Origin of the sequence: Streptomyces sp. ID05-26A, assembly GCF_033794685.1 — a bacterium.
Lineage (GTDB): Bacteria > Actinomycetota > Actinomycetes > Mycobacteriales > Pseudonocardiaceae > Lentzea.
On record NZ_JARAYZ010000010.1, the window covers coordinates 19,322 to 44,151 of the forward strand.

Below are 24,830 nucleotides of genomic sequence, written 5' to 3' on the forward strand. Positions count from 1 at the left end.
CGTCCTAGCGGGTCCAGACCTCCGGGTCTGGGCCCGCCGGCACGATCCCGGTCGGATTGATGTCGTGGTGCGTCACGTAGTAGTGGCGCTTGATGTGGTCCCAGTTCACGGTGTCCCCGAACTGCGCGTAGAGGCGCTTGGCGTACTCCCACAGGTTCGGCATCTCGGTCAGCTTGTTCCGGTTGCACTTGAAGTGGCCGTGGTAGACGGCGTCGAACCTGACCAGCGTGGTCCACAGCCGGATGTCGGCCTCGGTGAGCTGCTCCCCGACCAGGTGCGTGTGCGTCGCGAGGTGGGCCTCGATGCGGTCCAGTTCGGCGAACAGGTCGGTGTAGGCCTGTTCGTAGGACTCCTGTGACGTGGCGAAACCGGCCTTGTAGACGCCGTTGTTGACGTTGTGGAAGATCGGCTCGATCCAGGCGTCGATCTCCTGCCGCAGGTGCTCCGGGTAGAGGGTGCTCTCCGGGCGCCACCTGAGGCTGAAGTCCAGGGTGATCTGCGGGTAGTCGTTGGTGACGACCTCGCCGGTCGTGGTGTCGATCAGCGCCGGGACGGTGACCCGGCCCTCGTAGTGCTCGTCGGCCCTGACGTAGGCCTCTTCGAGGTAGTCGATGCCCAGGACCGGATCGGTCTCGGGGAAACGCCAGCCCTTCTCGTCCCGGATCGGGTCGACGACCGCCAGTGAGATGGCCTCTTCGAGGCCGAGGAGCTTGCGGACGACGACCGCGCGGTGTGCCCACGGACAGGCGAGGCTGACCGCGAGCCGGTAGCGCCCCGGTTCGGGCTCCGGCCGTGCGGTGAAGCGGTTCGGCTGCCGGACGAACGCCCCCGTGGTGGTGGAGGTCTCCTGCGAGAACTGCGCCATGTGTCCGACGATAGGCCCATGTACCCGGAGATCGAGCCCCACGCGTCAGGCAGCCTGGACACCGGCGACGGCAACCTCGTGTACTGGGAGGAGTGCGGCAACCCGTCCGGCAAGCCCGTCGTCTTCCTGCACGGCGGCCCCGGCGGCGGCTGCTCGCCGTCGCACCGCCGGCTGTTCGACCCGTCCGCCTACCGGATCATCCTGTTCGACCAGCGCGGGTGCGGGCGTTCACGGCCGCACGCCTCCACGTCCGGTGACCTGTCGCTGAACACGACCTGGCACCTCGTCTCCGACATGGAGCTGCTGCGGACCTCGCTGGGGATCGACCGCTGGCAGGTGTTCGGCGGGTCCTGGGGGTCGACGCTGGCACTGGCGTACGCCGAGACGCATCCCTCGCGGGTGTCGGAACTGGTGCTGCGCGGCATCTTCACGCTGCGTTCGTCCGAAGTGGACTGGTACTACCGCGGCGGGGCGGCCAACCTCTTCCCCGACCTGTGGGAGCGGTTCACGGCGCCGCTGGCCGGTCAGTCGGGTGATCCCGTCGAGCTGTACGCGAAGCTGCTCGCCGACCCGGACCCCGCCGTGCACGGACCGGCCGCGGTCGCGTGGAGCACGTGGGAGGGCGCGACGGTCACGTTGCTGCCCCGGCCCGAACTGGTGGCGGAGTTCGCCGTGCCGGAGTACGCGCTGGCGTTCGCGCGGATCGAGAACCACTACTTCGTGCACCACGGCTGGTTCGAGGAGGGGCAGCTGATCCGGGACGCGGTGCGGTTGAAGGACATTCCGGGTGTGATCGTGCAGGGCCGGTACGACATCGCGACTCCGGCGGTGTCGGCGTGGGACCTGCACAAGGCGTGGCCGGAGTCCGAACTGGTGCTGGTGCCGGACGCCGGGCACGCCTACGACGAGCCCGGCATCCTGTCTGCGCTGCTGGCGGCGACGGATCGGTTCCGCGACTAGCGCAGGCCGTTCCACTTCGCGCTGGCCGTGGTGCAGGCCGCGAGCGTCACCTGGGCGGTGAGGCACTTGCCGGTGCCGACGTTGCGGAACTGGAAGGAGGTCCCCGTCGGCACCCGGCGCCACCGCTGGCCGGAGCCCGACGTGCAGGCCTGGCCGAGCACGTCGCCGGAGGTGGTCGCGCCGAGGCACTTGTCGGTGGCCATGTTGTGCGGCCAGTCGACACCACCGCTGATCGGGACGATCCAGCGCTGTTCGTCCGCGAGCTCGTTGCACGGCCGCAGAACGATGTTGCCGCTCACGTCGGCGAGGCAGCGGGTGGTGCCGGCGAGCTGGTAGACGACGACGGGTTCGGCGCTGGCCGGGACGGCCGTGAGCGTGACGGTGGCGGCGGCTGTCGCGATGATCGCGGCTAGTTTCCCCATGAGCGAGAATCCTGGCAGCGCACGCGGTTCCGCGAATCCACCCAGGGTTGTCAACCCTGGCCGTAGTCCAGTGCCCTCTGGAGCCCAGGCTTTGCTTCCACGAGCGAAGGCCCGTACCAGGTGAGGTGCCTGCCGTTGACCAACGCGTAGGGCAGGCCGGGGAAGCTCTCCGGGCCGTCCTCGTGGGTGAACACGTACGGCTCGTCGGGCAGGATCACCAGGTCGGGGCGCTGGTCGTTCAGCTCCTCCAGCGACGGGCGCGGGTAGCGCTCCTCGTGCCCGGCGTAGACGTTCTCGATTCCCAGGCGCCGCAACACGTCGGTGGCGAAGGTGTCCCTGCCGACGACCACCCACGGGCGGCGCCAGACCGGGACCAACGCGGTCAGCTTCGCCGGTTTCGTGTCGCGCCAGAGGGCCTCGGCCTGCGTGAGCCAGTCCGGTTCGAGGTCCCAGCCCAGGCCGAAGAGCCTGCGCAACGACTCCAGCGCCATCGGGACCGTCTTCGGCGCCTCGGTCACCCAGACGTTGATGCCGTTGGCGCGCAACCGGTCCACGTCCTCGGCGCGGTTCTCCTCGGAGTTCGCTATCACGAGGTCCGGGGTCAGCGCGAGGATCCTGTCGACGTCCGGGTACTTCGACCCGCCGACGCGCGGCACGTCGAGATCGGCCGGGTGGGTGCAGTAGTCCGTGGCGCCCACCAGGGAGTCGGGCACGCTCTGCGCGACGGCCTCGGTGATCGACGGCACCAGGCTCACCACTCGTCGTGGCTGGTCCAGCGCGACCGGCTCACCGAGGTCGTCGGCGGGGAGCATCAGACGCCCGTGATCTTCAGACCGGCGTGGGTCTTGTACCGGCGGTTGACCGCGATGAGGTTGGCGGTGAACGCCTCGACCTGGTGCGCGTTGCGCAGCCGGCCGCCGTAGACGCCGCGGAAGCCGGGCACGAGCTCGGCCAGTTCCCGGACGGTGTCGGTGGCCTCGCGGTCGTCGCCCAGCACGAGGACGTCCATGTCCACTTCGGACACGTTCGCCAGGTCGGCCAGCAGCACGGCGGACACGTGGTGGAACGCGGCGGTGACCTTCGACTCCGGCAGGAGGAGCTCAGCCTGCTGTGCCGCGCTGCCCTCGGCGACCGGCAGCGCGAACGGGCCCTGCTTGTCGAAGCCGAGCGGGTTGACGCAGTCGATGACGATCTTCCCGGCCAGCTGGTCGCGCAGCGAGGACAGCAGGTCGCCGTGGCCCTCCCACGGAACCGCCACCAGGACGATGTCGGAGTTCGCCGCGGTGTCGGCGTTGTCCGCGCCGCTCACGGTGCCGCCGGCGACCTCGACGATCTCCTTCGCGGCGAGCTCGGCCCGCTCGGCGCTGCGGGAACCGATGATCACCTTGACGCCTGCGTGGGCCCAGCGGACGGCCAGGCCCTTGCCCTGGGCTCCGGTGCCGCCGAGGACTCCGACTGTGAGGTCACGGATTTCAGTCACCCCTGCATCTTCACACGGGGCGGCACCGGGCTGGTGGTGGCGTGCGACTCAGGCGCGTTCGAAGCGGACCTTGCGCTCCACCGGGTCGGCCTCGGTCAGGCGGACGCGGAGGTGGTCACCCTCCGGGAGGTTCCGGCCCGAGCACTTCGCCAGGACCGGCGGGTCGGAGACGAAGACCTCGGCCTCGTTGTCCCCGGCGCGCAGGACGACGGCGTCGAACTCCTGGCCGACACGTCCGGCCAGCACCCAGGCCTCGACCTGGTCCGTGGCCGCGCGGTCCACCTTGGAGGCGAGGGAGTCCGACGAGCCCATCTCCGACGGCAGCTGCGGGAGGGCCTCGGCCAGCCACGACGGGAGCTCCTCCCCCGCCGTCACGGCCAGGCAGACCTCGGTGGCGAAGCGGTCGACCAGGCGGCGCAGCGGTGCGGTGACGTGCGTGTACGGCGCAGCCACACCCGCGTGCGTCGTGACCTCCGGCACCGAACCGGAGAACGCCGAGTAGCCCGCACCCCGCAGCAGCCGGGTGGCGTCGGTGAACAGCGCCAGCGCCTCGGGCGTCGCGGGGTCGAGCCCGGCCAGGAACGCGCCCGGCGACAGGTCGGCCGGCCACTTCACCTTCAGCGCCGCCGCGGACCTGCGCAGCGAGGTGACGGCCGCCGGGTCCGGGTCGGGCAGCGTGCGGAGGACTCCGACCTTCGCCTCCAGCATGATCGCGGCTGCGGCCATGCCGGTCATCAGCGAGATCTCGGCGTTCCAGGAGTCCACGGCGGCGCGCGGCCGGGTGACGAGCTTCCAGCCGTCGCCGTCCGGTTCGATCTCCTGCTCGGGCAGCTGCAGTTCGATGGCACCGCGTTCACGGGCGTAGGCACGGCGCAGCGGACCGAACTCGGCCAGCGCGGCGACCGACGGGTGCGGGTTCCCGGCGTCGAACGTGGCCTGGACCGAGGCGTAGTCGAACTGGGCGGTGGACCGCACCAGCGCCCGGCGCACCTCGACCTCCACCGGGATGCCGTCGGCACCGCACTCGAAGGTCCACAGCACGGCGGGACGTGTGACACCCGGCAAGAGAGAAGCCGCGCCCTCGGACAGCACGGTCGGATGCAACGGCACGTTGCCGTCAGGCAGGTAGTTGGTCTGCCCACGGCGCCGGACCTCGACGTCCAGCGCACCGCCGGGCGTCACGAACAACCCCAGGTCGGCGATCGCGTAGTGCACGGTGAACCCGTCACCGGACTTCGTCACGCACAGCGCCTGGTCCAGGTCCTTCGCGCCGGGCGGGTCGATCGTGACCAGCGGGATCGAGGTGAGGTCGGGGCGGTCACCCGGAGATCGGGAGACCGCCTCCTCAGCCTCGGCGAGCGCGGCCGGCGGATAACTCGCCGACAGACCGAACTCGGTGCGGATGCCGTCGAAGGACAGGTCTGCACGGCCCGTGCGGATCGTCAGGGAAGCCACCCGCACAGACTAGGTACTCGCAACTCAGTCCTCGTCGTCGCCGCGCCACTTCTTGTCGGACTGGTCGGCCGCCTTCGTCTTCTCCCTGGCGATCTCCAGGGCGCGGGCCGCGGTGGCCTCGTCCGGGTACGGACCCATGCGGTCCCCGCCCTTGCAGCCCTTGCCCTGCTCCACCGTCTGGTGGGTCAGGCAGTAGTACCAACCGCTGCTGTCACTCATACGCGTTCGCCTCCCAAAGGCGCCGGGAATCCCCGCGGCGGCGTGGACTGGTTGGCGTTGGCGTACTCCGACGGGATCGGATCCAAACATGAGACCAGCACCGTGCGGTCTTCGGCGTTCTCGATCTTACGTCCGGCACGGTCCCGGTAGACGAGAGATCCGTCGGAGTCGATCTCCATGATGGCGCCGACCTCGGCGAGCTGTTCCTCGTCGAGATCACCCAGCTTCTCGTAGCGGGACGGCACCACGCGGTACACCGGCCACTTGAGGTGGCCGTACGTGCGGTGGAAGTCCGCCAGCAGGTGCACCAGGTGCTGCTGGAACGGCAACGGCATGGCCTCGGCCAGCGCACGTGGGATCACCACGTAGTCGCCCGAGACCCCCGGTGCTCCGGCCGCCACGTAGTCACGCACTGGTGTGCTCGACGCGGGCGGTCCTGAAGGCCTCGGGATGGGGTCGTGATTGAACATGGAGCGCCTCCCCGCGATCTACACGCCCGGCCGGACGGCCAGCGGCATCAACTCGTAATAGTCCCAGTTGATCTTGCTGATCTTCACGACATCACCCGTCTGGGGGGCATGGATGTACTCGTCCCCGCCCAGGTACATGGCCACGTGGTGCACTGTTCGGGAGTTGGCCGTGTCGGTCGCCCAGAAGATCAGATCGCCTGCTTGGGCGTCGCGCACCGGGAGGTGGGCGCCGCCCTTCTCGTACTGGTCGTTCGCGACGCGCGGGATGCTCACGCCGGCCGCGCCGAACGCCTTGACCAGGATGCCGGAGCAGTCCCACGCGTCCGGGCCGTTGCCGCCCCACAGGTACGGCTCGCCCAACTGCTCCTTGGTGAACTGGATGGCGATGCCCGCCGCGTTCGACGCCAGCAGGAACTGGCCCGCGCCCGCGCCGCAGCCCGCCGGGTCCGCGACCGCGCCCAGCTCACCCAGCAGGAACGCCGCCATGGCCTCCCAGTTGTGGTACCGGTCCGGGAACGCCGACCGCTCCACGGCCTGCGCCGAGTCGCCGGGCCGCCTGTTCTCCCAGTCCGGCACCTTCACCAGGACGTCGTAGAACTTGTTGATCGCGTACGTCGGGTCGGTCACCTCGGCCGGTGTTCCCCAGCCCATCGACGGACGCATCTGGAAGATGCCCAGCGAGTCGCGGTCGCCGTAGTTCAACGGGCGCAGACCCGACTCGGTCATGCCCGCCTGGATCGCGACCTGCCACGCGAGCGGCGGCAGCTTGCGCTCCTGGCCGATGGAGATGATGCGCGCGACGATGTTGCGCTGCTCCTCGTTGAGCCGCGAGGCGTCGTGGCGGCCCTTGTCGCCGCCGCCCGCGTCCCACGGGCCGATGGCCGCGTTGCAGCTCATCCGCATGAGGTTCGCGCCGGCGCCGGGGTTCGTGGAGTTGCTGACCACCTGCGACACGCCTGACGTCGTCACCGCGATCACGACGATCATCGCCAGCGCCCCGAGCAGCAACATCACGCGCATGGCTCAGTCCACCTTCGTGTAGCTGTTGACGAGCCACTCGCCGTTCGGCGCCTTGACCGCCGTGATGCGCACCTTGCCGATGCTGGTGGTCGTCTCGAAGTCGATCGAGGACGTCGTCGACTTCACGGCCCTGACCTTGTCGAACGACGTCGGGACGTTCCTCGGGTCGATCGTGGCCATCTGTGCCAGGAACTCGGGGGTCGTGTACTCCTCGAGCTGCTTGAGCCACTTGGTGACGTCGTTGCCGGGCGGCGGCTTGACCCAGTTCTCCGCCCACAGCTCGGCGACGAGCTGCGCGTCGGCCGGGGGCGGTGCCGCCTTCGCCGAGTTGGACGGCGACGGCGCCTTGGTCGGCAACGAGGACCCGCTCGACGGCAGCTGGCCGACCTGGGTGCCCTGCGACGACGACGAGGGCGGACCGGCCGCGGACGGGTCAGCGGCCTTGCGGTCGAGCACCCTGGGGATGATCACGCCGAGCGAGACCACGAGCACCACGAAGATGATGATCGAGGCGGCCAGGTGACGCGGGGAACGCAGCGGCCAGCCCCAGAGCCTGCGGTAGACCGCGGCACGGCCGCGGTTGGTACGGATCGGCACCTACGCCTCCCTTCAGTTGTCCCTGACTTCGAAACCGCGCGAAGGCCGGTAGATCACGTGCACCGGGCGTCCTGCCACCACTTCCGTCTCGGCCCTGCGGGGTTCCTGCACCGGAGCGGAGTAGGCGGCCGACCGCGACGGCACGAGCACCGCGTCGTCGACCCGGTCCCACTGCCGGTCGGTGACCGTCGGGCTGTCCACCACGCGCGACCGTGCGGGGGGCAGTGCCACCGGACCCGAACCCGAGGGCAACGCGCCGGCCCGCACCGACGAGGAGTCGCCACCGCCGACGATCTGGCCGGGACGGGAGTCGCGGTCGAGCCGCTGCGCCGTGGCCATGACCGGGTTGGACGCCTCCGGGCGCACCCGGCCGCGACCGCGCTGCGGCACCTCGTCGCCGTCGGTCTCGTTCTCCCGCACGGACTCCCAGAACTCGTCCTGCGGCGTCGGACCGGCCTGCTTCTTGCGGTTCACCATCTTCGACCAGACGCCACCGCTCATCGGCAGGACGTTGCTCGCCGAGCCGACGGACATCTCGACCATCTGCCACATGCGGCGCAACGGTTTGCCGATCACGAAGCACACGAGTGTCAGCATCAGGCCCAGCAACGTGCGCGTCAGCAACGAGAGCCCTGTGGCGTTGAAGATCGCCTGCAGCAGCAGCGCGTGCACACCCGCGAGGACCGCGAGCACCAGCACGTTGAAGATCGTCACGGCGGCCGCGCGGGCGACCTTGCGCAGCAGGTCGTGGTGCAGCAGCGCGACGAGGCCGATGAGCGGTCCGGCGAGCGTCAGGATGCGCAGCAGCAGCTGGGCCAGCAGCACCGCGGCCTTCGCGAACAACTGGAACAGCGAGAACGCGATCGACTGCAGCAGTGCCAGGAACCCGGCGCCGGTGCGGCTGCCGTCGGTGCCGTCGAAGTAGCCCTTGGCGGTGCCGAGCTGGCCCTCCAGGGCCTTCCACTCGTTCTTCTTGGCGTCCAGGGCGGCCTGGTTGGCGTCCTTGCCCTCGGCGATCTCGGCCGTGGTCCACGCCTGCGCCTTCAGGATGCGCGGGCCGTACTCGGCGGCCTGTGGTGCCTCCGGCGTGCCGAACGCGCCTCTCAGCCAGCTCTGGTAGACGACGGCGTCGTGCAGTTTCGTTGGTAGTACGTGAAGTGTGCCTTGTTCTTCAGGCGCCTCGATGAACCCCGCCTGGATCTCCGAGGTCTTGGAGACCAGCGTGTTGTCGAGGAGGTTGTAGAACTGCGGCAGGGCCAGTGTGGACGTCGCCAGCCACATGGCCGCCAGCGCCCAGAGCCCGCGTTTGGAGATCGCGGCGAAGTCGCCGGTCCAGATCTGCCGGAACATCAGGATCGCGAGGAGCAACGCCACCAGGCCGAACCAGCGCAGGTAGACGTTGTCGTAGACCTTCTGCACGCCGTTCTTCACGGCGTCGTCCAGCGGGACCAGCAGGCCGCGGCCCATCACCGTGTAGTGCAACGCGTTCGTGGCACCGACGATGTTCTTGCCGATGCTGAAGAGCTCGTTGCCCGCCCACGTGTCGAGCGTGGCGTTGGCGTCCGGCAGGACACCGCACTTGGCCTGGTACTGGTGCCAGACCATGCCCGCGTAGCCGTACTCGAGGTACGGCGAGCCGGGCAGGCCGTTGCCGACGGGCGGGTCGAGCGCGCCGACCATGCCGGCGCCGGGCCGTTCGGGGTTGGGCGGGTCGCCACACGCCTGGGCGTGCGCCATCGGGGCACCGATGACGCACTGCAGCGCCAGGATGGCGGCCACCATCGTCACCGACTTGGTGCGTGCTGACGCGCGCAGCGCGAACCGCCGCCTTGCCCAGAGCAAGGCGGCGATCGCGAGCACGATCGTCAGCGCCGTCATGCGCCGCCGTCCCGGCGGCGGTTGGTGCCGTCACCGTGGCCCACCAACTGGGCCTCTTCTTCCTCTGTGAGTCCTAGCTCCATGTCCGCCGCCAGTTCGTCGTCGATCTCGTCGGGCACGTAGGCGGGCGGCTGGGGAGCCGCGTCGTCGTCCATCGGCACGAGCTCGCCCTTGCCGTTGTCGCGCTTGGCGTCGGGGGTCGTGTCGAGGGCGTTGCGCAGGTGCTCCAGGTGCGGACCGCTGAAGTCGATGCGGATCCGTTCCACACCACCGGCACCGTCGCCGAAGATGAACTGACGCGGCGCGCGGTCGCGTTCGGTCGCGTTGCGCTCACCGCCGGGGCGGCGGCCGAGTGACGCGATGACCTGCTCGTACCCGGCGCCGATCGGCACCTTGAGCAGCCGCAGCGCGTCCGCCTGGGCCGAGTCGTCGTCGAGCCTGCCGACGAAGACCGAGTCGAGCAGGGTGACGAAGCCCTGGATCTTCAGGAAGTCGGCGGGGATCTGGGACGACAGCAGCACGCGGACGTTCCACTTGCGCGAGTCACGCGCGAAGCGGTTCATCAGCACGCGGCCGGTCGGGACCTCGGAGAGGAAGAACGCCTCGTCGATCCAGACGCCCTTGCGCTGGTCCTTCGGCTTCTCGTAGATCGACCGCTGGGTCAGCCAGGCGGCGAGGTTCAGCATCTCGACGCCGAGCGACTCCGCGTCCGTCCAGTGCTCGCGGCCGACGCCGTCCTTCGGCAGGTTCAGGCCCGCCATGGTGAGGACGGTGAGGCGGTCGTCGCGCACCTCGTTGTACGGGTCCAGGTTCTCCTCGGGGATCAGCAACGACATGCGCTCGCGCATCTCGTCGAGGAAGTCCGCGACGACGACGGCATGCTCGTGGTGCTCGGACGCGTCCCGGCGCAGCGCCTCGAAGACGAGACCGGGGTGGGCGTCGAAGCGGCCACCGACCGTGCGGACGGCACGCAGCAGCACGATGCGCGTCTGGGGCAGGCGCGCGACCTCGTACGGCAGCAGGCCGGTGAGCACGTCCAGCACGAGACGGCGGCGGGTGGCGGCCGCGAGGGCCTTCTCCCGGCGCCAGGCCCGTTCGGGGTCGTCCTCGTCGAGGAAGTGCTCGATCATCGGCTCGGCGACCACCCGGTACGGGTTCAGGATCCCGGGCTGGGCGTTGAGCAGGTTGATCGGACGGGCGTAGGGCCGCAGCTCCGGCAGTTCACACAGCGCGGAGAGCGGGCCGGACGGGTCGAGCAGCGTCCAGTGCGCGCCGGCCCGCAGAGTCTTGTAGACCATGCCGCCGCCGAGGAACGACTTGCCGGCACCCAGGCCCGCGACCATGGCCGTCAGACCGGAGGCGTCGCGGAGTTCCTGCGCCATCCACGGGTCCCACGCGACCGGGCGGCGGGTGGCCGTGACGGTCTCGCCGAGCAGGATGCCGCGCCGGTCACCGACCTCGGCCGTGGCCGTGGGGACGGCGGACGCGGCCCACAACACGCTGCCGCGACGCAGGTACGCGCCGTTGGACAGCGGCTCACCCGGGATGAACTCGCGGGCGATCGCGTACTGGGCCTCGGGGTGGTCGATCGAGACCTTCGGCTTGTACAGCTCCAGCAACGACTGCGCGAGCCTGAGGGCCTCGCGCTCGGTCGGTCCGCTGACGGCGAGCCGCCACCAGGAGCGAACGCGGGTGCCCAGCGCGGTGAAGCCCGACGTCATCTCGTCGTCGATCTCCAGCACGCGACCGGCCTGGCGGGCCAGCGACTGCGGCGGTTCCAGCTCGTGCTCGTCGGTGTAGTGGCGGACCTGCGAGCGGACCTTGCTCATCTGCCGCGACAGCTCACCCGACACCTCTTCGGGCTTGCGCACGTAGATGCGGGCGGACCACTCGACACTCGCGGGGAGCCGGTCGGCGCGCTGCACCCACGGGTCGTCGACCTCGGGGATCTGCAGGCCGTGCATGAGCCCGACCGTGAGCACCGCGACGTGCCGTTTGATGCCCGCGTTCGAGCCCGTGCGGCCGCGCACCGTCACCGTCGGCGAGTAGGGCTCCTGGTGGAAGTCCGCGGCGTCGGTGAACGACGCCAGGTCCTCCGGTTCCCACGCGGCACCGGGCACGGCGGGCAGGTTGCGCGGCGCGGGCAGGCCCAGCGAGCACGACCGGTGCATCAGCCAGGACATCTCCTCGGCCGTCGCGGGACGGCCTTCGAGACCGGCGGACCCGATGACCTGGTCGAGGTGCTCCACCTCGGAGTCCAGGGCCACCAGCTCGGCGTCCACGGCGTCCGGGAAGACCTTGCGCAGCACGGGAGCGGCGCGTTCGACGGCGCGGTCCATCATGTTGCGGGTCTGCACCTGGACGCCCAGGTAGACCTCTTTCTCCGCCATCGAGCGGCCCATGAGCTGCTGCTGCTCGCCGACCATGTAGTCGTCGAACGACAGCGTGCCGGGGGTGTCCGGCAGGCGCTTGACGGCGTTGTGCACGTGCGCCTCGGCCCACATGCGGATCGGGTACGGCCGCGTCGTCACCCGAAGGTGCATCCAGCGCCCCTGCAGCTCGGCGTACTGACCGGCGATGGCCGCGATCAGGTCCTGGCGCTGCGAGTCGCTGCGGAACGACCAGCGCTGCGGCGCGAGCCGGTACCAGGCGTAGACCTCCTGGCCGGTGCGCAGCAGGTGACCGTCGATGCTGCGGGCCGCGATCGACGGCGTGTAGCTCGGCACGGCCTGCTCACCGGGCAGGCGGCGGCCACGCTTCGAGTACGCGGCCCGGTCGCGGTCGCGCGGGTCGGCAGCGGCGTGCTGGGCGATGTGCTGGGCGGAGCGACGGTCACGGTCTCGCCGGCTTCCGAACACCGCGAACCTCCTTCTTACGGCTGTCTGGCGTCCGGCGGGGCTGGGCCTGCTGTCTCGCCCGGAGTTGTTGTTTCTTGCTCAACTTGGGACGAGGCCGCTGCGAGCTGACCCGGATCCGGGCGGCGCTGGCCGCTCCACCGGTGCTGGCCGTGCGCTCTCGAGGTGCGGTGAGCTCGCGGACCCACATCGTGCCGACGGCCGTCAGTGGCCGCTCATGGCTGATCCGCTGGGTGATGAAGCGCGTGAGGATGATCGTCGCGACGAGGGCCCACGCGGTCGAGAAGAACCCGAACCCGATGCCCATCTGCCGCTCGATAGTGAGTACGACGAGGAAAACGACAATCCCGACGCCCCACGCGACGTATCGCGCGCGCCAGGGAAATGTCGCTTTGGGCGGACCGAGCCACACGGCGTCGACCCGGTAGACCTCGTCGTCGGTGCGGACCCGCACGGATCAGCCTCCGACGAACAAGCCGGCGAGCCACTTGCCGATGTTCGACCCCGCGTCGGTCGTGACCGCGAGGCCGATGATGGCCAATGCGACGATCACGCCACCGAGACGGCGCATGACACCAGCGTTGTCACCCTTGCCGCCACCCAGCCAGAGCAGCAGAAGCGCGACGGTCAGCAGCAGCAGTGGAACGATGTTGCCCAGGATCCAGTCACGGACGTTGCTTGTGCCCGGCACCGTCGGCTGCTGCTGAGCGAGTGTCACCAGGTCCATGGCGGTCATTTCTTACTCCAGAGTGCGCTGGGGCTTGCGCTACGAGTAGAACACGAGTTCGTCACGTCGTGTGGGGCTGTTGCTGCTGGGTGTAGATCATCTGGCCGTTCCCCCTGGGAGGAATTACGTCTAATCTGGCCGACACATCATCACTGAGGAGAGGTCAGTGGGGAACACCCGGATCGAGATTCTCTCCGTCGCTGGCAAGGTTCACCCGACTGCGAACGCCCTGGTCACCCACAGTGCGTGTGTCTCAAACACGCGCACGTGTACACCCATGTGAACGCCCTCAACGGCCGGTTTGCGACCCCCTCGACGGACACAGCGGGCGCGCTCCGGAGCCACGACTCCGAGGAGATTCGCCCATGCTCGAACCTGACCTCGTGCCGGATGGAAGTGTGGACGGAATCACAGCCTCCCCTAGTGCTCCAGGCGTGGACGAGCCTACCGGGCAAGGCACGCAATCCCGGCGTCGGGTCCAAAGGACGATCAACTTCGATCGGTCGGTCCTGGAGAGGGCACGTGCGGCGGCCACCTACCTCGGGTCCTACGAGCCTCAGGCAGGGGTGCGGTCGCTGGCGGACATCGTGAACCCGGCGGTGCTGGCCTACGTGACCGAGTTGGAGGAGCTGTACAACAACGGGGAGCCGTTCCGGCCGGTGCTGAGGATGCCGTCGGGGAGACCCGCGAACCGCTGAGGACCACCCAGGCGACCCAGTCCGCGTTCGCCAGCGCCAGGGGCATCGCCACCACCGCCGGCGCCACCGCGATCAGGGCGAGCGACAGCTGGTAGGGGACGAGCCGCCGGGCGAAGTGGTACCGGGGCTCGCGTTTGTACACGTGCCAGCCCACGAAGCCGTCGACCCGCTCGGCCAGCGGCGCCTCGAACCGTCTGCGGAGGTGCTGCGAGATCTCCGCGATCTGCACGTTGTGGAAGAGGATCAACGTTCCCAGCAGCAGCGAGACCAGCGGGGAGACCAGGAGCAGCGCTCCGCTCCTGCGGTCGATGCCGAACCCCAGCACGGCTGAGCTGACGGTCACCGAACACGAGGCCCAGATCCGTTCCACCATCGGCCTCACCGGCACGCTCAGCTTCCATGCCCGTTGCTCGGCGTGAGCCTCCGACTCGTTACCCGCGAACGGGTGGAGCCCGGTGACCACGAGGGTCACCGGGCCTGGTCGTGCCGGGTGTCAGGAGGAGCCGGTGATCCGCCAGAACCACCCGGTCGAGGCGTAGTCAGGGCCGACGGAGCCCTTGCCCCAGAAGTAGTCGTTGTAGTTGCCCAGCCCACCGGTCGCCGGCAGGTAGACGCCCATCGTCGCCCAGCGCACGGACGCCGGCTGGGTGTCGATGCTGGCCTGCGCCCACGCGTCGCGGACCTTCATCGGGTTGTTCCACCACAGGAACGGCGAGCGCCACATGTAGTGCCCGAACTTGCCGCCGTGGTTGGACGAGTTGTAGCTGACGGTCGTGAAGCTGTTGATCTGGTGCAGGCCGCGGAACGCCTGGCCCCAGCGCTGCGCCCAGGTCTGGCCGCCCGTGTTGTCCTCGAGGATCAGGCAGGTGAAGAGGCTCATCCACTCGACGTCGTTGTTGCCCCAGCGCGCATCGGTGTTGGCGAGCTTGGTGTCGTTGTGGTTGGAGCAGCCGCTGAAGTAGAAGCCGGTGCCGCTGCCGTGCCCCTGCCAGTAGGTGAGGTCGACGTCGTCGGCCCACTGGGTGTCCTGGCCTCCCGCGAAGGCCGGGTCCTTGAAGTCGCTCTCCCACGCGTTCTGGTCGAGCCAGCTGAACGAGCGCGAGATGCCGTGGTTGCTCGCCTCGGTGTTGAACGTGCCGATGTTCGCCACGGTGTTGGGCAGGCCCGAGCAGACGCCGGTGCCCTCGCTGCCGACCTGCGTGCCGGCGGCCTGCGTCTTGAACTGCGCGTCGGGGCGCGGTTCCTGGCCCGGTCCCGGCTGCGGCAGTTCGGCGCCGACCGCGGCGGGCAGGGTGATGGCCTGGGGTGCGCCACCGTCGTCGTTGCGGCCGGCGCAGCGGAACGACGGTTCGATCTTGTCGACCTTCTCGTCCAGCGACGGGGCCGCGTAGACGTAGCTCGCCTCCGCCTTGACGCCGGCGCCCAGGTACTTCTGGCACAGCTTGGTGCCGTAGGCGAGGTCGTTGACCTTGACCGTGCCGGCCTTGTCGTAGGTGCGGGCGGCGTGGCTGACCGCCGTCACGCCCTGTGCGTCGAACGAGACGCGGATGTTCGCGCCCTCGCCCTCCAGCGGGATGCCGTCGAGCTGGAACGTGTACGACACGCTCGTGTCGAGGTTGGCCGTGAGTGCGTTGCGGCCGTTGGGGTCCGCGAGTTCGAACGTCGTGTACTGCGCGGTGGGCGAGGCGTTGCCCGGCAGCACTCCGGCGGCCCTCAGGCCTTCCTGCGCGCGTTTCGCCGCTTCTTCGGTCGGGACGGTCTTGATGCGCTTGATCGCCTCGGTGTCGAGCGCGGTCTGCGTGGTGGCGTTGCCGTCCTCGTCCGGCTTGCCCTGTCCTTTGTCGACGGTCGGCAGGTACTGGTACCGCTGCTCGTCGGCGAAGGACACCGCGCCGGACTCGGATCTCTGGACGTCCTTGAGGCCGAACGCCCGTTGCAGCTTCTGCGCCTGCTCCTGGTCGAGACCGGAGCTCTTCACCCCGTAGACGGGTAACTCCGCGACGTCGGCGGTCGCGACCCCGACGGCTCCAGCGGTGACGAGGCTGGACAGGGCCAGCACCACCGTCAGCTTGCGTTGCATGTCTCTTCCCTCCCTTGGGGACGGCCGGCTGCAGGGGCCGACCGTCTGACAGGAGGATCAGGGGCTATTCGCCGTGATACCGACAGTGGCCACTCTTGCCCGGCGCACCACTCGAACGGCCGAAATTCTGTAACACCCTTGGGGCAGTGAGGGATCTAGAGGCGGACAGCTGGGTACTTGATGCCCGCCCCGGTGTTCAGCACGACCACTTCGTCGTTCGCCGCGAGCCAGCCGTTCTCGCGCAACGCCCGGACCGCGCTGATCGTCGCGGCGCCCTCCGGGCACAGGAACACGCCTTCGAGACGGGCGGTCTCGGCGCGGTCGGCCGCGATCTGCTCGTCGGTCACCGCCACCGCCGTGCCATCGGTTTCCCTGATGGCTCGCAGGATGATGAAGTCCCCCAATGGCTTCGGCACGTTGATGCCGAACGCGTCGGTGTACGCGCCGTCCCAGAACCGCGATTCGTCGTCGCCCTCCTCGAACGCCCGGACGATCGGCGCGCACCCGGTGGACTGGACGGCGACCAGTCGCGGGAGCCTGCCGTCGATCCAGCCGAGTTCGCGCATCTCTTGGAGCGCCTTGTGGATCCCGATCAGGCCGACCCCGCCGCCGGTCGGGTAGACGATCACGTCGGGGACCCGCCAGCCGAGTTGCTCGACGATCTCGTATCCCATCGTCTTCTTGCCCTCGATGCGGTAGGGCTCCCTGAGTGTGGAGGCGTCGAACAGGTCGACGTCCGCGATGGCCTTGCCGGCGTCGGCGATGGTGCCCGGCACGATCCGCAGTTCGGCGCCGCTCGCCTCGACCTCCTCACGGGTGATCAGCGGGGCGTCCTCGGGCATCGCGATGACGCTGCGGATGCCGGCACGCGCCGCGTACAGGGCCCAGGCGGCACCCGCGTTGCCGTTGGTCGGCATCTTGATGCCCTCGATGCCGAGTTCTCTGGCCCGCGCCACGCCGACGGCCGCTCCCCTGGCCTTGAACGAGCCCGTGGGGATGAGCGACTCGTCCTTCATGAGGATCTTCGCGTCCAGCGCCCGGCTCAGCGCGGGCAACGGCACCAGCGGCGTCATGCCCTCGCCGAGGCTGAAGGCCGGGTCGGGGTCGCGGACCGGGAGGACGTCGCGGTAGCGCCACAGCGAGTTCTCGCTCGTCGGCCTGCCGACCTTCGTCAGGTCGTAGCGGGCCAGCAGCGGCGACGCGCACTCGTGGCAGAGGTTCTGGACGGCGTTGGCGTCGTGTTCGCGGCCGCAACGGGCGCATTCCAGATGGGAGAGCATGGCTTCATGCATACAGGCGGATGAGCCGGCATGTAAGCCGGATCCTGTTCGTGGGACCGAGGTCCCAGTCGGCGGCCATCCATCTGGGCCTGCCGTTGCCGACAGGCTCTAGCGGCCTACCCGCGAGCATCGGGCGGGCAGCCCTCGAACGCTCGCGCAGGCACCTTCTCTTGCGATCCGGCACCCTCTTGGCCTTGCTCCGGGTGGGGTTTACCTAGCCGCCCCAGTCACCTGGGGCGCTGGTGGTCTCTTACACCACCGTTTCACCCTTACCGCGACTGACGCCGCGGCGGTCTGTTCTCTGTGGCACTGTCCCGAGGGTCGCCCCTGGTTGCCGTTAACAACCACCCTGCCCTGTGGAGTCCGGACTTTCCTCGACACTCGCGTGCCGCGGCCGCCCTGCCGACTCATCCGCGATCCGAGGATATCCCAGCGTCTGGAACCGGTTGTCCACCGGTCCGGACGTTGGTTCACTTCAGCCATGACACGACGTCGCCACGTCGACTACGGCCGCGTGGCAGCAAGCCTGTGTTGCCTCCTCTGAGTGCGCTGGTCCCGTCCGCCACCCCAGGGAGTGCCCCGTCATGTCCGATCTGCTGATCATCTCCGGCGCGCCGTCCCACTCCGCGCCGACCGGTCTCGTCGTGTCGTTCGTGGAGGAACAGCTGCGAGCCGCAGGGCACCGCGTGTCGTTGCTCGACGTGCGGGCGCTGCCGACGTTGTCGCTGCTCACCGAGGACCTCCGGGATCCGGAGATCTCCGAGGCCGTGAGCGGTGTGCTGGGGGCGGACGGCGTGGTGGTCGCTTCGCCCGTCTACCGCGCCGCCTACAGCGGACTGGTGAAGGCGTTGCTCGACCTGCTGCCGAAGAAGGCCTTGCGGGGGCGGGCGGTACTACCGCTGGCGACGGGTGGCAGCCAGGGTTTCCTCGTGGCGATGGACTACGCGCTGCACCCGTTGCTCGCGGCCAAGGGCGCGGACCAGGTGGTGCGCGGCGAGTTCGTGCTGGACCAGAACGTGGGCACGCCCGCCACGGCTTTGGCACTCGAGGCAGCCGCGGACCGGTTCACCAGGGCGCTGACCCCGCGACTGCGCAAGGTCAGCTGACACCGGCGCCTCCCTGGAACACTGGGTGTGCACCCTGGGGAGGACCGGATGGCGACACCGCTCCGCATCACGTTGGCCGTGGCCGTCCTGGCTCTGGCGGCAGGCGCGTTCCTGCTGGCCGGCAAGCCGACCTCGACCCAGGTGACCTCGACCACCGTGCCGTCCGGCTCACCCGGCGCCGGCTGGACCGAGGAGGAGATGCGCAACGCCCGCGGCGCGGACATGACGGCCGGCCCCGGCGTCGAAACCCTGGTGATCGGCGGCGTCGTCCTGGCGGCGGCGATCCTGCTGCTGGTCCGCCGCCGCGACTCCCCGCGCTGACCTCAGCCGAGGTGCGAGGTGTCGTTGACGAGCTTCACCGACGCGTGCCCGTCGGGGTAGAACTCGGCGATCGAGATGCCCGTGAGGTCGAGGTGCATCCGGAACAGGAACTGCGGCCCGACGTCCAGTGCCTGCCGAAGCATCGTCTTGATCGGCGTGACGTGGCTGACCAGCACCAACGTCTTGCCGCCGTACTTGGCGATGATGTCCGTGCGCGCCTTGCGGACCCGCGCGTGCACCTCGTCGAAGCTCTCGCCGTTCGGCGGCTTCACGCTCGTGTCGCCCAGCCACCGCCGGTGCACCTCGGGGTCCTGCTCGCTCGCCTCGGCGAACGTCAGCCCTTCCCACGTGCCGAAGTCGGTCTCGATGAGCCCCTGGTGCGTGACGACCTCGAGGTCGAGCTTGTCCGCGAGCTTCCGCGCGGTCTGCTGGGCTCGTTGAAGTGGCGACGAGATGACGCCCGCGATGCCGTCCATCTTGGACAGTCGTGCCGCGGCCCTCTCGGCCTGCTCCAGCCCGAGGTCCGTGAGCGGGTGATCACCCCGCCCCGAGTAGCGCCGGTCGACCGACAGCTTCGTCTGCCCGTGCCGCAGCAGGATGATCCGCGTGGGCTCCCCCATCGCGCCACTCCAGTGCGGCTGCTTGGCCCCCTCGGCCTTCTCGGTCCGGGGTGTGGCCTCGTCGTCCATGGCCTCGTTCGCGAGCCGGTCGGCCTGCTTGTTGCGCTCGCGCGGGATCCACTCGTACGTGACCCTCCCGAGGTCGCGTGCGACCTCCTGCGCCTCCCTCGCGAGCGGCTGCATCGAAGGATGCTTGATCTTCCAGCGCCCGGACATCTGCTCGACGACGAGCTTGGAGTCCATCCGCACGTCGACGGTCTCGGCACCCAGTTCCCTGGCCGCCCTGAGCCCCGCGATCAGCCCCTGGTACTCGGCCACGTTGTTGGTCGCGACGCCGATGAACCCCTTGCGCTCGGCCAGCGTCTCGCCGCTGAGCTTGTCGCGCACGACCGCGCCGTACCCGGCCGGACCGGGGTTGCCCCGGGAGCCGCCATCAGCCTCGACGATCACCTTCACGGGCCGATCGTAACCCCGCGTTCGAGGGCCTCCGGACGCCCTGTATTCTGTTCACATCAGTCTGGGTGGCGGAATGGCAGACGCGCTAGCTTGAGGTGCTAGTGCCCGTAAGGGCGTGGGGGTTCAAGTCCCCCCTCGGACACTGATCGAACCCTCACGGGGTTGATGGAGACATCAGCTTCGTGGGGGTTTTTGCTTGTACCGGACCTGCGGGTCCATGCCGTCGTGCAACTCCTCCGGCTCGGCAGGGTCGACACCTGTCTCGAGCACTCCGATAACCCGTTGGTGGAACCTGCGGGACGATGCCAGGCTCCCCCACGCGCTGGCGCGGCGGTTGGTCGACACGCAGTTCCCGCGATGGGCCGGGTTGCCGCTGCGGCCGCACGACCCGGCCGGTTCGGATCACGTCATCTACCGGCTGGGCGACGAGCTGTCCGTCCGGTTGCCCCGTCACGACGGCGCGATCGACCAGGCGCGCAAGGAGGCCGAGTGGCTGCCCCGGCTCGCCCCGCACCTGCCGCTCGCCGTGCCCGTGCCGGTGGAGGTGGGGGAACCGGACTTCGGTTATCCGTGGCCGTGGGCGGTGTCGCGCTGGCTGAACGGCGAGGTGGCGACCGTCGAGGCGCTGTCCGGTTCGCACGAGGCCGCTGAGGCGCTGGCCGAGTTCCTCCAGGCGCTGCACCGGTTCGACGCCGAACCTGCCGGCATCGCCGCGCCGCTGTCCGCACGGGACGCGGCGACGCGGTCGGCCATCGCGGAGGTCCCGTTCGACCGCGCGCGGATGACCGAGCTGTGGGACGCGGCTCTCGCTGCCCCGCGACAGGATCCGGTGTGGCGCCACGGCGACTTCCACACCGGCAACCTGCTGACGACCGGGGGACGGCTCAGTGCCGTCATCGACTTCGGCGAGTTCGGGGTGGGTGATCCGGCGCTCGACCTGATCATCGCCTTCACGCTCCTGTCGGCCGGGACTCGAGCCACGTTCCGCGCCGCGCTCGGGGTGGACGACGCCACCTGGACGCGCGGCCGTGGCTGGGCGCTGGCCACCGGCCTGAACGCCTACGTCCACCACGCTGCGGTCAACCCCCGCGTCGCCGAGCAGACCACCCGCCAGATCACCCAAGCCCTGGCAGACGAAGGACCCCACAGTTCGACCCCGGCCTGAGCGAGCCCGGTGCCCAGTCGCCGAGGAAGCGCGCGGCAAGGGTGCCGGCCGCTCCCGGTGAGCGTCCCTCTTCCGTTCTCGGGGTGTGGGTAGGTTCCGATCATGACCAACGCCGCCCCGGACCTGCGGGAGATCGCGTCCGCCCTGCTCCCCGGCGTGCGCCTGGACGACGCGTTCGTCGCACCCGACGGCAACGTCCACCACGTGCTGCTGATCCCCGGCGTCGCCGCCGTCCGCGTCAGCAAGAGGCCGTTGGGCGCCGCGTCGATGCCCCGCCGGATCGAGGTGTTGCGGCGGCTCTCCGGGGCGGGGCTGCCGTTCCGGGTGCCGGAGCCGCTCACGCCGGTGACGATGTTCGGCGAGCAGGCCGCTGTCGCCGTGTCGTGGATCGACGGGGTCGCGTTGCCCGAAGGGGCCGGTGATCCGGCGCAGGTCGCCGAGGTGCTGGAGGCCGTGCGGTCGGTGCCGCTGGACGATCCGTTGCTGGAGGTTCTGGACGACCGGGCGCAGGGGCCGTCGTGGTCGGCGATCGTCGCCGGGGAGATCATTCCCCGGCTGCCCGCTCGCTGGCGGGCCGAGGGGCAGCGGCGGTTGGATGCCGCGCTCGCGCTGGAACCCGTGCCGGATGCGTTGGTGCACGGTGATCTCAGCGGTGCCAACGTGCACTGGTCCTCGGACGGGAAGCTGCTCGGCGTCCTCGACTGGGACATGGCCATGCCCGGCGACCCCGCCGTCGACGCGGCCCAGATGGCCTGGCACGGCTGGGACAACGTCCGACGGGCCGTGTCCGCGTCGACGTACCACCGCGCCCGGACCTGGGACGCCCTTTTCGGTGTCGGGCACCTGGTCGCCACGATGAACGGCCGCCCGATGACGAACCCCGACGGCTTCGTCTCCGCGATCGTTCCCTGGCTGGAGATCAACGCCGGTCACGCCTGAGAACCCTCGGCGCCCCGGTCGTTTGTGGCCAGTTCATGGACAGTGTGTGGACAACTGGCACAGCCGCCTCCCGGTTCGCGTTTTCTGGGCGCTCTCAATGGTTCGATCGGATCAGGAGTGTGGCGCTGATGGCCGAGTCGTACGACGTCTGTCTCTCGTTCGCCGGAGAGCAGCGGCCTTATGTCGACGAGGTCGCGCGGTTGTTGCGCGACAACGGCGTCAAGGTCTTCTACGACGACTTCGAGGTGGCGACGCTCTGGGGGAAGGACCTCGCGACCTACCTGGACGACATCTACCGCAAACGATCGAGGTACTGCGTGCTGTTCGCCTCCGCGGACTACGTGCGCAAGACGTGGACGCACCACGAGCGCGCCAGCGCGTTGGACAGGCTGTTGCGAGAGCGGGACGACTACGTGCTGCCGGTGCGCCTCGACGACACCGAGATCCCGGGCCTGCGCGAGTCCACCGGCCACCTCGACGGACGACGCCTGTCACCGGGCGAGGTCGTGGAGCAGTTGCTGCTCAAGCTCGGCATGGACGCGCGCGAACCCGTCCGTCCCGTCACGGTGCTGGTGCTGGCCGCGGAACGGGACGTCGACCTCAGCCGGGTCCTGGACATCGCCCAGGCCGACTCGGGTGTCGAGGCCGGGACTCGCCTGCACGACGGCGCCAGGGTGCTGTGCATGATCGAGGCTTCCTCTTCTCACGTGCTCGACCGGCTGGTGCCCGCGATCGAGCACGCCTTCGGCGAACGCACCGGGGCCAGCCTGCTGATCGCCGTGCACAAGGGCGCCGTGGCCGAGGGGGACTGGAGCAGCGTCGACGTCCAGCACGCCGTCAGCCTGACCGAAGAGCCGTCCGTGCACGAGGTGCTGGCCCTCGCCACGAACGCGGACTGCGCGGTCGTGGTCTCGCAGCGGTTGTTCGACGAGGCCGTCCGGCACAAGGCCGCTCGCGGCGGCTACGTCGGCGTCCCGATCGGCGCCGGTACGGGGTGGGTGCGCGTGCGTGGCTACCTGAAACCGCCGAGCCCCCAGAGCACTCCGGCTCCTGCTCCGGGTCCGCAGAAGACGACCACCAACAACTTCTACGCGCCGACGAGGGTCGAGCACCTCGGGGACCGCCATGGCTGAGGAGAGCGAGGCCGCGGAGGAGAAGGCGGAAGAACAACCGAAGGAGGCCGATCCCGGCCAGGACGCCCAGGAGAAGGCCGGCGACCCCGACAACGCGCACAGGTGGCGCAAGCGCAGCTCCGAGGTCGACATCGCTCTGCAGGCCCTGGTGGGCGGCACGGCCAACCTGTTCTTCGGGCCCACCTCGGTCGGGCAGCTGGGTGACCGGGGTCAGCGGGCGAACCACCACCTGGGTGTCGTCGTGCGCAGCGGTCCCGTCCCGCGTCACGTGCTCGACCGGATCCGCGAGTCCTACGTGGAGCCCCCGCACTACTCCGTGGTCAAGCAGAAGCTGATGAGCACGCAGGTCGTGCTGTTCCGGATGCGCAGCGGCACCGGTCGCACCACCACGGCCCTGCGGCTGCTGGACCAGCTCTGCGCGGCCGGGGTGCGCAAGCTCGACCCCGACGCGACGTTGAAGACGCTGCAGGACAAAGACCTCGAAGAGAACCACGGCTACCTGCTCGAGTCGCTGGAGGCCGACCAGGCCCGCGAACTGCAGGCGTTCCAGATCGAACGCCTCGGCCGGCTGATGGACGAGAAGGGCGCCCGGCTGATCGTCATCGTCGACGAGTCGACGCCGTTGCGACTGCACGACATCGGGGACCTGGTCGTCAACGACCTCGGTCACGTGCCGCCGGAACTGCTGCTGCGGCGGCATCTCAGCGAGGACGCGCTGCTGGAGCAGCCCGAGGTCAAGGAGATCGTCGCCGAGCTCACCGGCGACATCCCCCGTCGTGAACTCGCTCAGCTGGCCGAACTGCTCAAGGACGTCGCGGACGGACGGACCAACCTGAACGCGGTGAAGGAACGGTTCTCCCGCGCCGGTGAGGCGAACTTCATCGAGTGGTTCGACCGGCAGGCGGACATAGAGCAGCGCGCGTTCGTGATCGCGCTGGCGGTGTTCAACGACGAACCCGTGCAGATCGTGTCCCAGGCCGCCACCATGCTCGCCGACCGCATCAAGGCGGTCGAGATACCGCGGCGCACGGATCGGGCCCGGCAGCTGTTCTCCCTGCCTCTGCAGAGCCGCATCACCGAAGCGAACGCGGAACTCGTCGACGACACCGCTGAGACGATCTTCGGTGCGGTGCCCGTCCGCAAGGCTCGATTCCGCGACGACAGGTATCCCTACCGGGTGCTGCAGCTCATCTGCGGGCAGTACGACCAGGCGCACGAGGTGGTGCGCGACTGGCTGTTCGGGCTCGGCGGCATTCCCGGTGAGCAGGTGCGCATCCGTGCGGGCATGGCGGCCGGACTGCTGAGTCTGCAGGACTTTCCCAGCATCTACGAGACTCTCATCGAACCGTGGGCGGCCATCGGCGACGAGAACGCACGCTGGGCCGCCGTCGCCGCACTCACCATTCCCGGGCAGCATCCGGCGATGTCGCGCGTGGTGTGCGAGGTCCTGAAGAAGTGGAGCCGCAGCCGCGACCTCGAACTGCGGACGACCGCGGCCCAGGCGCTGGGCAGCACGTCGGCCATGAGCACCACGGCGTGCCTGCGCCTGCTGCGGCAGCTCGCGAGGTTCGCGGACTGGGGCATCGCCTATGCCGTCGGGGAGAGCGTCACCGACCTGCTGGCGCGCGTGGACGACCGCGGGACCGTGCTCGGTGCTCTTGTGCGGTGGTCGCGGGACGAGGAGCACCCCAAGCGCCGCGAGACGGCGTTGCTGGCGGTGCTGATCGCGTCCGCGTATCTCGTCGTGTCGGTCGACGGTGGTTCGGAGAAGTGGCCGGCACTGGTCTGGGAGGCGGAGACCGACGAGGAGCGGCGCGAGCAGATCGTGCTGCTCTACGCCCGGATGCTGATCGCGGCCGAGTTCAACAGGCGCGGTTACCTCGCGCTGCGCGCCTGGACGAGGGTCGCCCAGAAGGACGTGTCCATGCGAGAACCCTTGGCGAGGCTGCTCTTCGACATCGGCGAGAAGGCCGGCGAGCTGGACAGCGTCCGCTACTACGTCGAGTACTGGCGCGACGAACACGACGGGCCGGCTGACGCCGCACGTGCGGTACTGCGGTATTTCAAGCAGAGAGGGGCATGAC

General features: G+C 69.5%; 25 protein-coding genes, 1 tRNA gene and 1 other RNA gene. 10 read left to right on the top strand and 17 right to left on the bottom strand.

Going from position 1 to position 24,830, the window contains the following annotated elements; genetic code table 11:
* Positions 1-4: 4 nt before the first annotated feature.
* Positions 5-865: a glutathione S-transferase family protein gene (locus PV646_RS43870; protein ID WP_500349014.1), complete on the bottom strand. Its 861-nt coding sequence runs from the start codon at positions 863-865 to the stop codon at positions 5-7.
* An 18-nt stretch (positions 866-883) separates the two neighbouring features.
* Between PV646_RS43870 and pip the strand changes: the two genes are divergently transcribed.
* Positions 884-1,825: a prolyl aminopeptidase gene (gene pip, locus PV646_RS43875; protein ID WP_500349016.1), complete on the top strand. Its 942-nt coding sequence runs from the start codon at positions 884-886 to the stop codon at positions 1,823-1,825.
* On the opposite strand, the gene PV646_RS43880 is transcribed toward pip, so the two are convergent.
* From PV646_RS43880 to PV646_RS43935, 12 genes are all read right to left on the bottom strand, one after another.
* The gene (locus tag PV646_RS43880) at positions 1,822-2,247 is read right to left on the bottom strand and encodes an RICIN domain-containing protein (RefSeq protein ID WP_500349017.1); all 426 of its coding nucleotides are present in this window, start codon (positions 2,245-2,247) and stop codon (positions 1,822-1,824) included. The genes pip and PV646_RS43880 overlap by 4 nt on opposite strands.
* A gap of 50 nt (positions 2,248-2,297) precedes the next feature.
* Positions 2,298-3,059, bottom strand: a complete 762-nt coding sequence (locus PV646_RS43885; protein ID WP_500349019.1) for a helical backbone metal receptor — start codon at positions 3,057-3,059, stop codon at positions 2,298-2,300.
* Complete coding sequence (npdG, locus tag PV646_RS43890; RefSeq protein WP_500349020.1) at positions 3,059-3,727, bottom strand: NADPH-dependent F420 reductase; 669 nt, start codon at positions 3,725-3,727, stop codon at positions 3,059-3,061. The genes PV646_RS43885 and npdG overlap by 1 nt, the downstream gene beginning before the upstream one ends.
* A 48-nt stretch (positions 3,728-3,775) precedes the next feature.
* On the bottom strand, positions 3,776-5,182 hold the full coding sequence (locus tag PV646_RS43895; RefSeq protein ID WP_500349022.1) for an RNB domain-containing ribonuclease: 1,407 nt from the start codon (positions 5,180-5,182) through the stop codon (positions 3,776-3,778).
* Positions 5,183-5,206: 24 nt separating this feature from the next.
* Positions 5,207-5,401, bottom strand: a complete 195-nt coding sequence (locus PV646_RS43900; protein WP_500349024.1) for a hypothetical protein — start codon at positions 5,399-5,401, stop codon at positions 5,207-5,209.
* Positions 5,398-5,814: a hypothetical protein gene (locus PV646_RS43905; RefSeq protein ID WP_500349026.1), complete on the bottom strand. Its 417-nt coding sequence runs from the start codon at positions 5,812-5,814 to the stop codon at positions 5,398-5,400. The genes PV646_RS43900 and PV646_RS43905 overlap by 4 nt, the downstream gene beginning before the upstream one ends.
* Before the next feature lie 75 nt (positions 5,815-5,889).
* Entirely contained in the window at positions 5,890-6,891 is a 1,002-nt protein-coding gene (locus PV646_RS43910; RefSeq protein ID WP_500349028.1) for a C40 family peptidase, read from the bottom strand.
* Between the two features lie 3 nt (positions 6,892-6,894).
* On the bottom strand, positions 6,895-7,488 hold the full coding sequence (locus PV646_RS43915) for a hypothetical protein (RefSeq protein WP_500349030.1): 594 nt from the start codon (positions 7,486-7,488) through the stop codon (positions 6,895-6,897).
* A 12-nt stretch (positions 7,489-7,500) separates the two neighbouring features.
* Positions 7,501-9,366, bottom strand: a complete 1,866-nt coding sequence (locus PV646_RS43920; protein ID WP_500349031.1) for a hypothetical protein — start codon at positions 9,364-9,366, stop codon at positions 7,501-7,503.
* Entirely contained in the window at positions 9,363-12,224 is a 2,862-nt protein-coding gene (locus PV646_RS43925) for an ATP-binding protein (RefSeq protein ID WP_500349033.1), read from the bottom strand. Before PV646_RS43925 ends, PV646_RS43920 begins: the two co-directional genes overlap by 4 nt.
* Positions 12,199-12,675: a hypothetical protein gene (locus PV646_RS43930; RefSeq protein ID WP_355304751.1), complete on the bottom strand. Its 477-nt coding sequence runs from the start codon at positions 12,673-12,675 to the stop codon at positions 12,199-12,201. The genes PV646_RS43925 and PV646_RS43930 overlap by 26 nt, the downstream gene beginning before the upstream one ends.
* 3 nt (positions 12,676-12,678) lie before the next feature.
* The gene (locus tag PV646_RS43935) at positions 12,679-12,957 is read right to left on the bottom strand and encodes a hypothetical protein (RefSeq protein ID WP_166055575.1); all 279 of its coding nucleotides are present in this window, start codon (positions 12,955-12,957) and stop codon (positions 12,679-12,681) included.
* Positions 12,958-13,382: 425 nt separating this feature from the next.
* On the opposite strand from PV646_RS43935, the gene PV646_RS43940 reads away from it, so the two are divergent.
* Both PV646_RS43940 and PV646_RS43945 read left to right on the top strand, forming a co-directional pair.
* Entirely contained in the window at positions 13,383-13,646 is a 264-nt protein-coding gene (locus PV646_RS43940; protein ID WP_500349035.1) for a ParB family protein, read from the top strand.
* 230 nt (positions 13,647-13,876) lie between these two features.
* Positions 13,877-14,065 carry a hypothetical protein gene (locus PV646_RS43945; RefSeq protein WP_500349037.1) on the top strand — a complete coding sequence of 63 codons (189 nt, stop codon included), beginning with the start codon at positions 13,877-13,879 and terminating at the stop codon, positions 14,063-14,065.
* Between the two features lie 74 nt (positions 14,066-14,139).
* Here the strand turns inward: PV646_RS43945 and PV646_RS43950 are convergent, their stop codons facing one another.
* From PV646_RS43950 to rnpB, 3 genes are all read right to left on the bottom strand, one after another.
* Complete coding sequence (locus PV646_RS43950) at positions 14,140-15,726, bottom strand: DUF6345 domain-containing protein (RefSeq protein WP_500349039.1); 1,587 nt, start codon at positions 15,724-15,726, stop codon at positions 14,140-14,142.
* Positions 15,727-15,881: 155 nt separating this feature from the next.
* Positions 15,882-17,006: a threonine synthase gene (locus PV646_RS43955; RefSeq protein ID WP_500349041.1), complete on the bottom strand. Its 1,125-nt coding sequence runs from the start codon at positions 17,004-17,006 to the stop codon at positions 15,882-15,884.
* A 17-nt stretch (positions 17,007-17,023) separates the two neighbouring features.
* An RNA gene (gene rnpB / locus PV646_RS43960) (RNase P RNA component class A) lies at positions 17,024-17,416 on the bottom strand.
* Positions 17,417-17,590: 174 nt separating this feature from the next.
* Between rnpB and PV646_RS43965 the strand changes: the two genes are divergently transcribed.
* Positions 17,591-18,112, top strand: coding sequence for an NAD(P)H-dependent oxidoreductase (locus tag PV646_RS43965; RefSeq protein WP_500349043.1), 522 nt, complete (start codon positions 17,591-17,593; stop codon positions 18,110-18,112).
* A 48-nt stretch (positions 18,113-18,160) separates the two neighbouring features.
* Positions 18,161-18,433, top strand: a complete 273-nt coding sequence (locus tag PV646_RS43970; RefSeq protein WP_500349045.1) for a hypothetical protein — start codon at positions 18,161-18,163, stop codon at positions 18,431-18,433.
* 2 nt (positions 18,434-18,435) lie between these two features.
* Here PV646_RS43970 and PV646_RS43975 read toward each other — a convergent pair whose 3' ends face one another.
* Positions 18,436-19,509, bottom strand: a complete 1,074-nt coding sequence (locus PV646_RS43975; RefSeq protein WP_500349046.1) for a bifunctional RNase H/acid phosphatase — start codon at positions 19,507-19,509, stop codon at positions 18,436-18,438.
* A 59-nt stretch (positions 19,510-19,568) separates the two neighbouring features.
* Between PV646_RS43975 and PV646_RS43980 the strand changes: the two genes are divergently transcribed.
* The 5 genes from PV646_RS43980 to PV646_RS44000 all read left to right on the top strand — a co-directional run bounded on the left by PV646_RS43980 (position 19,569) and on the right by PV646_RS44000 (position 24,829).
* Positions 19,569-19,651: transfer RNA gene (locus PV646_RS43980), tRNA-Leu, on the top strand.
* Positions 19,652-19,726: 75 nt separating this feature from the next.
* A complete protein-coding gene (locus PV646_RS43985) occupies positions 19,727-20,674 on the top strand; it encodes an aminoglycoside phosphotransferase family protein (protein WP_500349244.1) in 948 nt (315 codons plus the stop codon).
* A 102-nt stretch (positions 20,675-20,776) separates the two neighbouring features.
* Positions 20,777-21,613 (top strand): phosphotransferase family protein, encoded by an 837-nt coding sequence (locus PV646_RS43990; protein ID WP_500349047.1) that lies wholly within the window; start codon positions 20,777-20,779, stop codon positions 21,611-21,613.
* A gap of 128 nt (positions 21,614-21,741) precedes the next feature.
* Positions 21,742-22,746, top strand: a complete 1,005-nt coding sequence (locus PV646_RS43995) for a toll/interleukin-1 receptor domain-containing protein (RefSeq protein ID WP_500349048.1) — start codon at positions 21,742-21,744, stop codon at positions 22,744-22,746.
* Positions 22,739-24,829 (top strand): hypothetical protein, encoded by a 2,091-nt coding sequence (locus PV646_RS44000; protein WP_500349049.1) that lies wholly within the window; start codon positions 22,739-22,741, stop codon positions 24,827-24,829. The genes PV646_RS43995 and PV646_RS44000 overlap by 8 nt, the downstream gene beginning before the upstream one ends.
* Position 24,830: the final 1 nt, after the last annotated feature.

Coding starts and splice junctions, on each gene's coding strand:
- PV646_RS43970 (WP_500349045.1), top strand. CDS start 18,161: ATGGCGACACCGCTCCGCATCACGTTGGCCGTGGCCGTCCTGGCTCTG.
- PV646_RS43965 (WP_500349043.1), top strand. CDS start 17,591: ATGTCCGATCTGCTGATCATCTCCGGCGCGCCGTCCCACTCCGCGCCG.
- PV646_RS43995 (WP_500349048.1), top strand. CDS start 21,742: ATGGCCGAGTCGTACGACGTCTGTCTCTCGTTCGCCGGAGAGCAGCGG.
- PV646_RS43880 (WP_500349017.1), bottom strand. CDS start 2,247: ATGGGGAAACTAGCCGCGATCATCGCGACAGCCGCCGCCACCGTCACG.
- PV646_RS43910 (WP_500349028.1), bottom strand. CDS start 6,891: ATGCGCGTGATGTTGCTGCTCGGGGCGCTGGCGATGATCGTCGTGATC.
- pip (WP_500349016.1), top strand. CDS start 884: ATGTACCCGGAGATCGAGCCCCACGCGTCAGGCAGCCTGGACACCGGC.
- PV646_RS43870 (WP_500349014.1), bottom strand. CDS start 865: ATGGCGCAGTTCTCGCAGGAGACCTCCACCACCACGGGGGCGTTCGTC.
- PV646_RS43885 (WP_500349019.1), bottom strand. CDS start 3,059: ATGCTCCCCGCCGACGACCTCGGTGAGCCGGTCGCGCTGGACCAGCCA.
- PV646_RS43990 (WP_500349047.1), top strand. CDS start 20,777: ATGACCAACGCCGCCCCGGACCTGCGGGAGATCGCGTCCGCCCTGCTC.
- PV646_RS43920 (WP_500349031.1), bottom strand. CDS start 9,366: ATGACGGCGCTGACGATCGTGCTCGCGATCGCCGCCTTGCTCTGGGCA.
- PV646_RS43935 (WP_166055575.1), bottom strand. CDS start 12,957: ATGACCGCCATGGACCTGGTGACACTCGCTCAGCAGCAGCCGACGGTG.
- PV646_RS43985 (WP_500349244.1), top strand. CDS start 19,727: ATGCCGTCGTGCAACTCCTCCGGCTCGGCAGGGTCGACACCTGTCTCG.
- PV646_RS43955 (WP_500349041.1), bottom strand. CDS start 17,006: ATGCTCTCCCATCTGGAATGCGCCCGTTGCGGCCGCGAACACGACGCC.
- PV646_RS44000 (WP_500349049.1), top strand. CDS start 22,739: ATGGCTGAGGAGAGCGAGGCCGCGGAGGAGAAGGCGGAAGAACAACCG.
- PV646_RS43900 (WP_500349024.1), bottom strand. CDS start 5,401: ATGAGTGACAGCAGCGGTTGGTACTACTGCCTGACCCACCAGACGGTG.
- PV646_RS43950 (WP_500349039.1), bottom strand. CDS start 15,726: ATGCAACGCAAGCTGACGGTGGTGCTGGCCCTGTCCAGCCTCGTCACC.